Origin of the sequence: Pilosibacter rotomagensis (assembly GCF_045062245.2) — a bacterium.
Taxonomy (GTDB): Bacteria; Bacillota; Clostridia; order Lachnospirales; family Lachnospiraceae; genus Pilosibacter.
In genome coordinates this window covers 985001-997500 of the sequence record NZ_CM170323.1, presented here as the reverse complement: position 1 = coordinate 997500, position 12500 = coordinate 985001, and the positions used below count along the sequence as shown (strand labels likewise).

Below are 12500 nucleotides of genomic sequence, written 5' to 3'. Positions count from 1 at the left end.
CATGGCATAATGCTATCTTTTTCTTTGTTTTATAATAGTTCTTACTTCTCTTTCCTTTATGTGACAGTTGCCTTTGCAGCTTTACAAGCTGTTTCTCGTATTTTTTTATAATTTTTTGATTCTCATATACCTTCCCATCGGAAGTAATACATAAATCTTTAAGTCCTAAATCGATTCCTATGTTATGATTTGTATGTGCCAGTTCCTTATGCTCCGTTTCTACAAGTATGGACACATAGTATTTTCCACTGGAAACCTGCGAAACGGTCGCTGACTTAATCTGCCCACGATATTCCCTGTGTAACCTTGCTTTTACCGCTTTTAATTTTGGCAATTTTATCTTCCCTGTCTCAAAATCTACCGCAATATTTCCATTTGTGAAGTTTGTTGTGTATGATTTATGGTTATCGTGTTTGCTCTTGAATTTCGGATATCCTGCATGTTCCTTAAAGAATTTTTGATATGCAGCGTCCATGTGATAGATTGCGTTGGTCAGAGCAAATTTATCTATTTCTTTTAACCATTCATAGTCTTTCTTTAATTCTCTGTTACAGTAATTATTACAATCCGTTTTACTAACTGACTTTTTCTCTTTCTCGTATATTTCTTTCCGATATGCCAATGTCTGATTGTAAACAAAACGGCAACAGCCAAATGTTTTTGCAATCTGAATTCTTTGTTCGCTATTAGGATATATCCTGTATTTATATGCTTTTAACACCCACTGTCGCCACCTTCCTACCCTTGATTTTCTATATATTTTCTCAACATCTCTTCTGATACATTTCCTACACTGCAGACAAAATATCCGTCCGTCCAAAAAGTATGTTCTTTCCAGAAATGTTTTCGTAGATAATCCGGATATCTTTTCCAAATATGATAGGTTGTATAACTCTTCATCAGATTTACTATTTTACTGATAGACATTGTTGGTTCTGTTTCTATCATGTAATGAATATGATCTTTATCTGTCTCCATATATCTGATAATGACCTTATGCTTTTGACATATCTCATAAGAAAACTGCTTTATATCATCTGATATTTGTTTTGACATCAGCAATTTCTTTCTATACTTGCATACGAATATGATACTGTAACAAATATTTGTGTCTGTTTTTTGATTTCCACGTTTCCATAACGCAAGTATAGCACAAACCTCCGCTTCCGGCTACCTTAACCCACCGTCTAAAGCCAGTGGGATTGCGGTAGCCCAATTTCAAGTCGGACGTCCGTGGGACTTGGCGCGTGATTCTTGTCATCGAAGCATTTCTCTCAATCGGAGACCTAACTCCCTCTGAGACAAATTTGCTGTTACATAAGAAAAACAGGACATTGGGGGTAGTTCCATTGTCCTGCTTTCTTTTATTTGTCTGCTTTTATCATTGTTTATAATTCATCAGCACCAAGAAGCAAGCTACATTTATTATAGTGTGTCTCCCAGTCTGATATTGGGGGCCGCTTTAGATATTCATTGCAGTTATATAGAATCTGTTATCCATATACATATCCATTTGATCTCCTGGTTCCCTGATCACAATCTGTCCCGCTTTCAGTTTGACCGTTTGTCCATCAAGGAACGTAATTTCTGTATGCCATTCATCAATCGGCACCTTTGGATTAGCCTTCCCGGTCGCGATATAATCTGTCTGAATCTCTGAATAGTATGCTCTCAGATTTGTCCAATCGGCAGCCACACGCGCCTTGTGAAGCTGCACGCTGAAAATTGGAATTCAGGATTGTCTTCCGCTCGTCAGATCGGTGCCGGCGTCTGTGCCAAAATTGAAATAATCGCAACTGCTGCCAAAATACCTGCGATGACTGCCACCGCAATGATGATTTTTCTTTTCATAAATGTTCTTTTCCTCACTTTCCAACCCTTATACTTGCTCTTTGTAATCGTAGCGAAACGTATCTATCATCCTTTTATGCCCGCCAGTGCCAGAAACTTTTTATCCGACTGAATGCCCTGAGTCAAAAACTCTCCATCTCGGAACAGAGCATAGGTGGTGACCGGCGCAGGTACATTCTGAGCGGCTTCTTTGTCGGTGATGTGGATCGCTTGAAATGGGATCCCGTGTTCCTTTGCCGCCTCCTGTACCTTCGGCACCCAATAATAGGTGAAAGGGCACTGGTCGGTGTAATAGAGGACAAAGCCCGTTTCGCTGACTTTCGGGTGTCTGGCACAATCTTTGAATCTCGGCTGCTCTGCATCCTCTGCAAGGGGCAGGTACATGAGGTTGATCCCGCTGTCGGATAAGTCCGCGACCTTAAAGCCTTTATACTTCAGGAATTTCGGATCAGCTAAAAATTCCCGCTTCCGCCCCTCGGCGCACAGAATGCAAACGCCTTTCTTTCCCTGTTCTTTCGCGTCCCGGATGCACTCGGAAAGCAGTTCTGAGGAATAGCCGTGTCCCTTCATGGAGCCGGAAACCCACAGGCAGTTGATGTAAAGCCAGCCGCCTGCTTCAATGGGCACCCATGCGTTTTCCGCCGGAATATATTCGATAAAGCACTTTCCGCGCTCCTCGCTGCGATAAAAGACAAGTCCCTCATCAAATCGCTGCTTCAGCCACTCCTTTTTCGCAAGAGCCTGCTTGCCGGACATGGCGCAGCAGATGTGCTCCTTGTCGATGTTCTCTTTCGTGATATGGATATATTTCATCGATCATCACCTGACTTTCTCCATATTTATTGCATAATATCGAGGTCAAAAGCCCACTATTTTGATTCCTGCGGATTGTTCCGTGCTACGCCCCCGGAAGCTTCCGCTTTTTTTGGGGGAAGGTCACTTCAAACCGGAAGTTAGCAAACCATTTAATTATCCCTAATTTCATTATTTTTATTGCCGTTTTTTTAATATTAACTCATTTTTTAACCTTTTTCAATAAACGTTCTAAACGCCCATACATCCCGAATTTTGTACCATCGTCAATATATCCGCACTCTATTCCTTTTTTACAAACTCTTATTGCATCAGAAATTCTATTTTGCTTTTGATAATATATGGATAATTCTCTAAATATACCATATCCCATTGTTTGACCCCAAGGGTCTTTGTATGAAGCGTGTTTTTTTATTTCATTTACATAAGTTAATATATTTGGAATAATAGCAATTTCCTCCTCACAGGCATTTATATAGTCATCATTCTTGACTTCAAATTTAGAATTATACACTTGAATAATTGTAAGGCACTCTCTGAATTTTGAAATAGTCTCTTTATACTTTTTCTTTATTGAAGCCACTTTTTTCCTGCTTCCCTTTATAATTAAATCATCATAACATATTACTTTGGTATAAGCTTCATAAAAATAATATCCCTTACGTAAAAAAGGAAGTCTTTGCTTGTTTGACTCAATGAAACTCAATTCTAAATTAAAAATAATATCTTCAGAAGGAGTTGTATTTAACACATTTTGCTCCCAAATATTAAGAAATTTTTCTGCTTTATAAAACGCCTTTTGGGTTATCAAAATATCAAATATAATTTCTCCCCAAAAGCCTATATTGTCAGTATATTTGTTTTCTAATATAGGCAAGAAAATTTTTGCCCAATAAATGATTCCATCTTTTGCTTTTTTGTTATTATAGAACCACATCATTCGGCTTTTATGATATTCATCTCCATTAAGTTCATATGCTTTTCTAAAATTTTGGAACACTTCAAATGAATCAAAAGGCTCTCCGCATTTTACCATCTCGTATTGTAGTTCGGTAATTTTTTCTAGGATATTTGAAGCATCTGTTTTATTAATTTCTGCATATTTTTTACAAATATCAATTTTCTGTTGATATAAAAGAGATGATACACTTTCAAAGGTACGATACCTTATTTTTCTTGTTAACTCACTATCTATATCACCACACATTTTATATGCCTTTACATATCCGGTAGTAGCATCATTATTTATCAATTGAGCAATTTTTCTTTTTAATTCATCACGTTCTTTTTCTTTTCTTTCCAATTCTTCTGCATTAGATATTTCAAATTCATGTTCATCAATGACAATCTTTATTTTAATTGGTGGAATTTTGAATTCCATTCTATCACAATATCGTTGATCACATTCCTCTGCAACGTCTAACACAATATCAGCTAATTCTGGACTTATTATTTCTAAATTTAACTCTCCCATGTATGTATTCCTTGTCATTACCATGCTTGTACATTAACGAATAATTATTATTTTTTATGCATGATCAGATTTACCAAATCAACAAATTTCGATTTATCTGCGTGTTCCGTCATCATTAAAATTTTTTCTCAAAGCTTGCTCTGTCGGATAAATTGATACAATCAAAATAATACATTGAATTGTTACAAGGATTCCCCCTGCAACCCCAATCGTATTTTCATCACTATGGTATAACGGAATATGTACCAAAGCAGATGGTATAATCATTAACCATCCTATTTTCCACCAAAGTTTTCCACAATAGTCGTGGGCAAATTTCCATGTATCCATATTTTTCCTCGAACGAGTTGTTCTGTAGCCTAACATACCGTTTATATGCTTTGGACAATGTTTCCACATCATTCTTCCTACAATAACCATAACAATGGGAATTATCATATCACATATTAACATAAACCACCAAAAGCACATAAAATTCACCACCATAACTCCCGATTATACTCTTTCTCCTGCCCATCTTCTTAATCCTTCATTTCCTACATATTCACATAGCTTGAAGTATCTTCGGTTACACTCGTGATCTTTACACGATCCGCTTCCACATGACAACTATAACAGACGATCTGAACACCTGCCTTCGCAGCCTCCACAAGCGCCTTCTTAAACTCCGGCTGTGCCGCCTCATTCGGCAGCACCCGATGAATTCCATTCATCTGAATTACGAAGGCGATTGCTGTATGGCAGCCTTCCTTTGCCGCCTTTGTCAGCTCATGTAAATGTTTTACCCCCCGCTCCGTTGGTGCGTCCGGAAACAATCCGATGCCCGGATGCAGATCATCCGCCAGCGTGCAGCCCTTCACTTCCGTCAGGAATTTTTCACCGTTTTTTTCCATGTAAAAATCAATTCTGGAGTCTCCGTAAGTATATTCTGCCTTCACAAGATCATAATTCAGGCTCATGAACTGCTGCTTCATCAGAGCATTCGGCGCCAAACTGTCAATATTCACCCATTTTAACTTTGGCTTGTATACAGAGATCAGATCGTATGCCGTTTTTCGGTTCATATTCAATGACTTCTGCAGCGTCACCTTCGCTTTCGGCACCAAAAGCTCCTGCAAACGACCCGTATTTTTCACATGAACCAGCTCCGTCTCCCCATCGATCAAAACCTCCGCTGTGAAACGATTGATCCTGCGGACAAAGCTTCCTGGGACGGCATTCTCATAAATAATTATCGGTTTCTGTTTCATCATATATCATCCTCATGCCTGCAAAAGCACCCATCCTCATGCGACCAGATCACGCCGACGGCCTGCAGATAGGCATAAACCACCGTGGTTCCCACAAATTTCATACCATGCTTCTTTAAGTCTTTGGAAATTGCATCCGATAATTCCGAACTTGTTTTTCCGGTTTCCCGGATCACTCTGCCCTCCGTCCAATGCCAGAGATACTCTGAAAAGCTGCCATATTCCTTCTGAATTTCACGGAATGCCTGTGCATTGGTAACGGCAGCCTGTATTTTCAGGCGGTTGCGTATGATGCCGGGATCCTTCCGTAGGGCTTCCAGCTTTTCCTCCTTGTAGACACAAACCTTTTCAACATCAAAGCCGTCAAAAGCTTCGCGAAACGCTTCGCGCTTATTCAGGACACATTCCCAGGACAGTCCTGCCTGAAAGCACTCCAGGATCAGCATTTCAAATAGCTTCCAATCATCATGCACCGGGACGCCCCATTCCTCATCATGATAACGGATGTACCGTTCATTTTTCGGATTTGCCCAGCAGCAACGTATTTTTCCATCTGCCCAATTCATTTGTATCTCACCTACCTATTTATCCTGTCACGATTTCCCTTACACTCTCAACAAACTTCTTCACCATCGGATTCTCTGAGTTCTTCTTGTAATAAAGATATGTCTTCCTTAAATTATATGGCGGGTCCGATCTCCGGAATAGCAGATTGTCGTATCCCGAGCTGGATTCCAGTGCATATGATGGGAGCCATGTAAACCCAAATCCGGCATTGGCCATCACCAGTTTTGAATTACAGGAATTCACATAGACAGCATCTTTAAAGGTAAAGAATCCCTTAAATTCAATCTTTAACTCCGATTCAGGAACAGACTTCATCGTAATCATGTTCTGCGTTTTTAATTTATCCAGCGGCACCGGATCATATGCTGCCAGAGGACTATCCTTATGTAGCACCAGAACATACGGGCTTTCATCTATGATCATGGAGCCCATATTCCTGAGTTCCGACGTTAAAAACTTGTGAGAAAACGAATCATTACACAGGATAACGTCAAATAATCCGTCCTGAAAATCTTGGATCAGTGTGAGGGTATGTTCCTCCATACAGGTAATTTTAACTTTCCCTTTATTTTTCTCCATAAAGGAGTTCATAAATTTACTAAGCAGGGCATGTTCATAAATCCCGATTCCAATTTTTAACTCAGACTGTGAGTCCTTCTGAACATTCTGTATTTCTTCCACCGTCTGATGGTACATTTTTATTATCTCTTTTGCCTGACTGTAAAATCTTGTTCCCGCATTTGTAAGAAAAACCTGTTTCGTATCCCGATACAGCAGCTTAACTCCTAATTCTTTTTCCAGAACACTGATCTTATAACTCATAGTTGTTTGCGTGATGTGTTCCCGCTCTGCCGCTCTTGTAAAATTAAGACACTCTGCCAGACTGATAAAGCACTGGATATTCTCAATATTCATTCTCAATCTTCCCTCATATAGTCCAAATTTGCTTCCTGATATCTCAATATAGACCTTTCACATTCACTGTCTTCCAAAAACATCTTTCATTTTCATCTCATTGTTAAAATTATATCTTTTTTACGCTTCATTATCAATATTTAAATAAACTAACCAATTTTTTTCGTTTCAAATCTTCTCGTAAGATTGTTATAATAAAGACAATCAATCCGGACGCGCGAACGGAACAATACAAACACAAATACAAACCTTTTACAGGAGGGACTTTTATGGAATTCACAGAAGAAATCAGACAACGTTTTATGAAAGTATCGCCGGCAAACATCGGACATCAGATTACTGGCGGATTCATGAAAATGGAAATCAAACCGGTTGCTGACGAGATGAAAGTATGCGGACCGGCTTATACAATTCAGGGATTTGAGCGTGACAGCACTTCTCTATACTACGCAATGCAGAAAGCACCAAAAGGATCTGTTCTCGTGATCGACCGCGGAACAGAGACCACATATGCCTGGGTCGGCGAATTCGTTGCAATCATGGCTCAGCAATGTGGCATGGCAGGTATCATTATCGACGGACCGGCAACCGACAAGCTTGCTCTTAAAAAAGGAAACTTTCCGGTATTTTGCACCGGTTTCTCCCCGATCACCAGCATGGTAACAGGTACCAGTAAGGGCGCAGTACAGATTCCGATCTCCTGCGGCGGCACAGTAGTAAAACCTGGCGACATCATTCTCGGCGACGCAGACGGCGTAATTGTTGTTCCGGAAGACTTCCTGCCATACCTTGAAACAGCAGAAAAGAAAGAGGCAGTAGAGATTGCCCGCAGGGAATTTCTCGCAAACGGCGGCATCTACAACAAACGCCCTGACTTCGATGTTGTAAAACTCTTTGAGTATGATATGGATAAAAACATCCAGAATATCAAGAACAATGAGTGTAAATACGATTAATCGCTTTACTTTTACCGAGGAGGAATCAATATGTCAGCACAGGCCATTATGACACTGGTATTGTTCTTAGCAGTGATCGTTCTTTTAATCTGGCAGCCGGTCAGCCCAATCGTCATTGGTGCAGGCATTCCAGTTATTCTGGCTGTCTTTAACGTTGTAGAACCTTCGAAAGCGTTCTCACAGTTTTCCAACACAACTGTCATCTTCTTCATGAGTCTCCTTGTTGTTGGCGGCGCAATCTTTAAGACAGGTCTCGCCGATTTCATTGGAGAGAAAGTCATCAATCTTTTAGGTACAAATGAAAAAGGCGTAATTGCCGGAACTGCCCTTATCGTTACTGCTCTTTCTGCATTCTTAAACGATACCGGTACTACTGGCTGCCTTATCCCGATCGCCAGCGCGGTTGGTAAAAAATCCAAAGTGTCTTTATCAAAAATCTACATTGTACTTGCCTTTTTCGCAAGCCTCGGCGGTATGATCACTCTGATCGGCGGCGGCGGACATCTCGTAGTCCAGGGATTCCTCGAGGAATCCGCTTATGAAGGATTCACATTCTTTGAATTCGTCCGTATCGGTCTTCCGATCGCATTGATCTCCTTCATCTGGTTAATGTTCTTCGGCATCAAGGATCTCGCTGTCCGTGAAGTTGATGAGAGCAATATCCCGGATACTGCAGAGCGTAAACCTGCTAAAATGGTATTCGTTGCATTGATCTTCTTATTCATCGTTTACTGCATGGCAACAAAGCTTTTGGCAATGCATGTAGCTGCCGCACTCGGTGCTTTCCTTGTAGTTATTACCGGATGCATCAGTGCTAAGGATGCTGTAAAGTCCTTCAGTGTCAACACCTTCTTTCTGGTAGCCGGAATCTTCACATTAAGCAGCGCAATGTCCTCCACAGGTGCAGCCCAGTACCTTGTAGACTCCATGTCCGGATATATGTCTAACATGCACCCGATCGTAGTTGTTGCTTTAGTAACCTTGATCTCAGTTGTAGGAACAAACTTCATGATGGGAACTTCCCTCTGTGCGATCTTAACACCTATGTCGATCATGATCGGTGAAGCCTGCGGAATCAGCCCGCATGCACTTGCAATGTGCGTAGCGATCGGAACATCTGCTGCTTTCTGCACACCATTTGGTACCGGTCCAAACCTTCTTGTATATGAAATTGGCGGATTAAAATTTAAAGATTATACAAAAGCCGGCCTTCCTTATGCAATCTTTACATTCGTGATCTGCACAGCTGCAGTTTACTTCTTCTACCTTGTATAATCCATAAACCTTGAAATCCGCCTGTTATGCCGACAGGCGGATTTTTTAACAGCATCCATTGTCAAGCGGATATTCGCAATCCGCTTCGCTACTTGCTCACAACCGAATAACTGCTCCGCAGTTTATCAGAAGGAGCTTGCACTCCTCCTGATACAAGCAATTCCCCACCCACTGCTTATTGCTTTTCGCAATTGAAGCAGGAGACTTGCTTGATTCGGTTAAATTTTATCATTTGGAGGTAAATCCATGACACTTCTTGAAAAAATCGAACAGAATAAAGAAGATCTTTTAAACATTCGTCACCAGATTCACCGTCACCCTGAAACAGCCTTTGAGGAAATTGAGACAACAAAACTCATCAAAAAAGTTCTCGATGATGCCGGTATAGAAAACCATCCGAACGGAGATTCCACAGGAGTCATCGGCCTTATCCACGGTGCAAAAGAGGGGCCTGTCCTTGCGATCCGTGCAGATATTGATGCACTTCCGATCAAGGAAAACACGGGACTTCCCTTTTCTTCTGAAGTTTCCGGCAAATGCCACGCCTGCGGCCACGATCTCCACACAACCGTCCTCATCGGTGCAGCAAGATTATTAAAAGAATACCAGAATGACCTCTGTGGAACCATCAAACTCATCTTCCAACCAGCTGAAGAAGTCATGACAGGAGCCGCAAAAACCATCGCAAATGGTGCTCTTGAAAACCCGAAACCCGATTTCATCCTCGCCTGCCACACATGGCCGGATATGCCGGCAGGTTCCATCGGGGTGAGAAAAGGCACCATGTTAGGCGCATCTGATTCCTTCAAGGTAAAGGTGATCGGTAAAGGCGGTCATGCTGCACATCCGCAGAAAGGGATTGATCCGGTCGTGATCGCTGCGCATATTATCACACAGCTCCAGACCATCGTTTCCAGACGTGTAGCAGCAATCGATCCGGTTGTTGTCACTGTCGGACATCTCGAGGCTGGAACCGCAGCAAATATTATCCCAAATGAGGCATACTTTGAAGGAACGGTTCGCACCCAGAGCAATGAGACCAGAAATCATGTTGCTGAAATTCTGAAACAGCTCGCTATTGGAACTGCCCGGGCGATGGGTGGAGACGCAGAAGTCTCCTACACTTTCGGCGTTGGACCGACGATCAGTGAAGACCACCTTGTGGACGAGATCAGCGAGGCTGTGACAGAGCTTCTCGGAAACGACAAGCTTCTTCAGGTTCCGTCCCCGTCCATGGGATCCGAAGATTTCGCAAGATATCTGGAGCACATCCCGGGTGCTATCTTCCGCCTTGGTACCCACAACGATACCCCAGAATCAAAATTGGCCCTTCACAACGCTTCCCTCTTATTTGATGAGAAGGCAATTCCTGCCGGTGTTGCCACAATGGTTGGCGCCGCATTTAAGATCACCGGCTCCGACATGAGCGTTTTACTGAAATAGCTTTCTCTCACAGGCGGGTCGCCTGCGACATCATTCCATTCCGCCGCAGTGCGATCCCCCGGAGGGGCTTTTTGCTCTATAGGAATCATAGCTTTCGCACTTTAACGTAACATTGTCTTTCCTATTAGAGCAAAAAAGACCACTGAACAGGATTATCCCCTTCAGTGGTCTTCTGATTTATCTCAGCCCTTCATTCGATCATCTGTAAAACTTAAAATCCATTTTCATCCAGTTTTAACACTGTCTGATACAGAACATCCGCTCCCATATCTATATGTTCCGGTTTTGTATATTTGTCGCCCTGATGACTGATGCCCTTGACACTCGGAACAAAGATCATACCGATCAGGACTCCTTCGTGGGCCATCGAATTTGCGTCATGGTCTGCACCGCTTCATGCCTTTTACCGTTGCCTTATAGTCGATGATGCTGACAACTCCCACATCTATTCCCGTATGATCGAGTTTATCGCCCTGTTCGATATGATATTCCAGATAGCACTCATACTTGCTGATATCTCGCTTCGCTGCCTTTTTGCTATTACTCACTACCTAAAGAGGTGAGAGTCTTCTCGACTGAGATAAAAAACGCGGAAACCCTTGTAAAGCAAGACTTCCGCACTATTTAAAAAAGCACAAGACGTCGCAGGCGAACGTCCGGAGCGAAGACAAGACTTCAAACCGTTCGAGCCCGGCAGGGCTCGAACATGCGAATCTTCATTTTTCCGACAAACTTCATTTTTGCACGAGTGCACATCATTAGCACATCGTGCTTTTTTTATTTAACAGAAAGTATCGAAGACCTTCCTGATAAAAAAATGAAAACACACTTTGCAAGTTTCCTCTTGTCATATCGCGACAGTCGCCAAGGTCTCGCGTAGGCGCGGACTTTAGCTCGTTGTTCGCGCAAAATAAAAAGACCAGACATCTCTGCCTGGTCTACTCACACATACCTTCAAAACCACATATTGAACTTCATCAACCTTTGAATCTTCACTTGACCTTCCTGGATAAGCCCTCGACCGATTAGTAACAGTCAGCTCCATGCATTACTGCACTTCCACCTCTGCCCTATCTACCTCGTCGTCTTCAAGGGGTCTTACTTCTTTCGAATGGGATATCTCATCTTGAGGGGGGCTTCACGCTTAGATGCCTTCAGCGTTTATCCCTGCCAGACTTGGCTACCCGGCCATGAGCTTAGCAGCTCAACCGGTACACCAGCGGTCCGTCCATCCCGGTCCTCTCGTACTAAGGACAGCTCCTCTCAAATATCCTCCGCCTGCGCCGGATAGGGACCGAACTGTCTCACGACGTTCTGAACCCAGCTCGCGTACCGCTTTAATGGGCGAACAGCCCAACCCTTGGGACCTACTTCAGCCCCAGGATGCGATGAGCCGACATCGAGGTGCCAAACCACTCCGTCGATGTGAACTCTTGGGAGTGATAAGCCTGTTATCCCCAGGGTAGCTTTTATCCGTTGAGCGATGGCAATCCCACTTTCATACCACCGGATCACTAAGTCCTAGTTTCCTACCTGCTCGACCCGTCGGTCTCGCAGTCAAGCTCCCTTCTGCCTTTGCACTCTTCGAATGGTTTCCAACCATTCTGAGGGAACCTTTGAGCGCCTCCGATACCCTTTCGGAGGCGACCGCCCCAGTCAAACTCCCCACCTGACATTGTCCCCGATCCAGATCATGGACCATGGTTAGAAACCCAGTAACGCAAGGGTGGTATCCCAACAGCGGCTCATATGAAACCGGAGTTCCATACTCATAGCCTCCCACCTATCCTGTGCATGCATTACCGAATCCCAGTATCAAGCTGGAGTAAAGCTCCATGGGGTCTTTCCGTCCTGGCGCAGGTAACCAGCATCTTCACTGGTATTTCAATTTCACCGGGTGCATTGTCGAGACAGCGCTCAAATCATTACGCCTTTCGTGCGGGTCGGAACTTACCC

At 42.9% G+C, this 12500-nt stretch carries 12 protein-coding genes, 1 rRNA gene and 1 pseudogene (2 of these 14 running past the window's edge); 3 read left to right on the top strand and 11 right to left on the bottom strand.

The window, feature by feature from the left end; genetic code table 11:
* The 8 genes and pseudogenes from tnpB to ACI3EW_RS04425 form a co-directional block, all read right to left on the bottom strand.
* Positions 1-721, bottom strand: the 5' portion of a protein-coding gene (gene tnpB, locus ACI3EW_RS04460; RefSeq protein WP_485663306.1) for an IS200/IS605 family element RNA-guided endonuclease TnpB. Its footprint begins 383 nt before the window's first position; only the first 721 of its 1104 coding nucleotides appear in the window; it begins with the start codon at positions 719-721; the stop codon falls past the left edge of the window.
* Positions 722-738: 17 nt separating this feature from the next.
* A pseudogene (tnpA, locus tag ACI3EW_RS04455) lies at positions 739-1138 on the bottom strand (IS200/IS605 family transposase).
* A 779-nt stretch (positions 1139-1917) separates the two neighbouring features.
* Positions 1918-2664 carry a GNAT family N-acetyltransferase gene (locus ACI3EW_RS04450; protein ID WP_118533597.1) on the bottom strand — a complete coding sequence of 249 codons (747 nt, stop codon included), beginning with the start codon at positions 2662-2664 and terminating at the stop codon, positions 1918-1920.
* Between the two features lie 202 nt (positions 2665-2866).
* Entirely contained in the window at positions 2867-4138 is a 1272-nt protein-coding gene (locus ACI3EW_RS04445; protein WP_118533599.1) for a hypothetical protein, read from the bottom strand.
* 93 nt (positions 4139-4231) lie between these two features.
* Positions 4232-4504: an SdpI family protein gene (locus ACI3EW_RS04440; RefSeq protein WP_279220242.1), complete on the bottom strand. Its 273-nt coding sequence runs from the start codon at positions 4502-4504 to the stop codon at positions 4232-4234.
* A 170-nt stretch (positions 4505-4674) separates the two neighbouring features.
* Positions 4675-5391: a DNA/RNA nuclease SfsA gene (sfsA, locus tag ACI3EW_RS04435; RefSeq protein ID WP_118533601.1), complete on the bottom strand. Its 717-nt coding sequence runs from the start codon at positions 5389-5391 to the stop codon at positions 4675-4677.
* A complete protein-coding gene (locus tag ACI3EW_RS04430) occupies positions 5388-5954 on the bottom strand; it encodes a DNA-3-methyladenine glycosylase I (protein WP_118533603.1) in 567 nt (188 codons plus the stop codon). Before ACI3EW_RS04430 ends, sfsA begins: the two co-directional genes overlap by 4 nt.
* A 19-nt stretch (positions 5955-5973) precedes the next feature.
* Positions 5974-6870: a LysR family transcriptional regulator gene (locus tag ACI3EW_RS04425; protein WP_405582237.1), complete on the bottom strand. Its 897-nt coding sequence runs from the start codon at positions 6868-6870 to the stop codon at positions 5974-5976.
* Between the two features lie 269 nt (positions 6871-7139).
* Here ACI3EW_RS04425 and ACI3EW_RS04420 point away from each other — a divergent pair, with 269 nt between their 5' ends.
* The 3 genes from ACI3EW_RS04420 (at position 7140) to ACI3EW_RS04410 (ending at position 10544) form a co-directional block, all read left to right on the top strand.
* Positions 7140-7826: an RraA family protein gene (locus ACI3EW_RS04420; RefSeq protein WP_118600806.1), complete on the top strand. Its 687-nt coding sequence runs from the start codon at positions 7140-7142 to the stop codon at positions 7824-7826.
* 30 nt (positions 7827-7856) lie between these two features.
* Complete coding sequence (locus ACI3EW_RS04415; protein WP_118533609.1) at positions 7857-9101, top strand: SLC13 family permease; 1245 nt, start codon at positions 7857-7859, stop codon at positions 9099-9101.
* A gap of 246 nt (positions 9102-9347) precedes the next feature.
* Complete coding sequence (locus ACI3EW_RS04410) at positions 9348-10544, top strand: M20 metallopeptidase family protein (protein ID WP_118533611.1); 1197 nt, start codon at positions 9348-9350, stop codon at positions 10542-10544.
* Between the two features lie 211 nt (positions 10545-10755).
* On the opposite strand, the gene ACI3EW_RS04405 is transcribed toward ACI3EW_RS04410, so the two are convergent.
* The 3 genes from ACI3EW_RS04405 to ACI3EW_RS04395 form a co-directional block, all read right to left on the bottom strand.
* Positions 10756-10911 carry a hypothetical protein gene (locus ACI3EW_RS04405; protein ID WP_243022394.1) on the bottom strand — a complete coding sequence of 52 codons (156 nt, stop codon included), beginning with the start codon at positions 10909-10911 and terminating at the stop codon, positions 10756-10758.
* Between the two features lie 10 nt (positions 10912-10921).
* Positions 10922-11092 (bottom strand): hypothetical protein, encoded by a 171-nt coding sequence (locus tag ACI3EW_RS04400; protein ID WP_405582232.1) that lies wholly within the window; start codon positions 11090-11092, stop codon positions 10922-10924.
* A 457-nt stretch (positions 11093-11549) separates the two neighbouring features.
* Positions 11550-12500: ribosomal RNA gene (locus ACI3EW_RS04395) — 23S ribosomal RNA — on the bottom strand (it continues 1936 nt past the right edge of the window).

Bases quoted from the DNA above. Each gene is read 5' to 3' on its own strand.
- ACI3EW_RS04445 (WP_118533599.1), bottom strand. From the start codon at position 4,138: ATGGGAGAGTTAAATTTAGAAATAATAAGTCCAGAATTAGCTGATATT.
- ACI3EW_RS04410 (WP_118533611.1), top strand. From the start codon at position 9,348: ATGACACTTCTTGAAAAAATCGAACAGAATAAAGAAGATCTTTTAAAC.
- ACI3EW_RS04430 (WP_118533603.1), bottom strand. From the start codon at position 5,954: ATGAATTGGGCAGATGGAAAAATACGTTGCTGCTGGGCAAATCCGAAA.
- ACI3EW_RS04420 (WP_118600806.1), top strand. From the start codon at position 7,140: ATGGAATTCACAGAAGAAATCAGACAACGTTTTATGAAAGTATCGCCG.
- sfsA (WP_118533601.1), bottom strand. From the start codon at position 5,391: ATGATGAAACAGAAACCGATAATTATTTATGAGAATGCCGTCCCAGGA.
- ACI3EW_RS04405 (WP_243022394.1), bottom strand. From the start codon at position 10,911: ATGGCCCACGAAGGAGTCCTGATCGGTATGATCTTTGTTCCGAGTGTC.
- ACI3EW_RS04450 (WP_118533597.1), bottom strand. From the start codon at position 2,664: ATGAAATATATCCATATCACGAAAGAGAACATCGACAAGGAGCACATC.
- ACI3EW_RS04415 (WP_118533609.1), top strand. From the start codon at position 7,857: ATGTCAGCACAGGCCATTATGACACTGGTATTGTTCTTAGCAGTGATC.
- ACI3EW_RS04425 (WP_405582237.1), bottom strand. From the start codon at position 6,870: ATGAATATTGAGAATATCCAGTGCTTTATCAGTCTGGCAGAGTGTCTT.
- ACI3EW_RS04440 (WP_279220242.1), bottom strand. From the start codon at position 4,504: ATGTTAGGCTACAGAACAACTCGTTCGAGGAAAAATATGGATACATGG.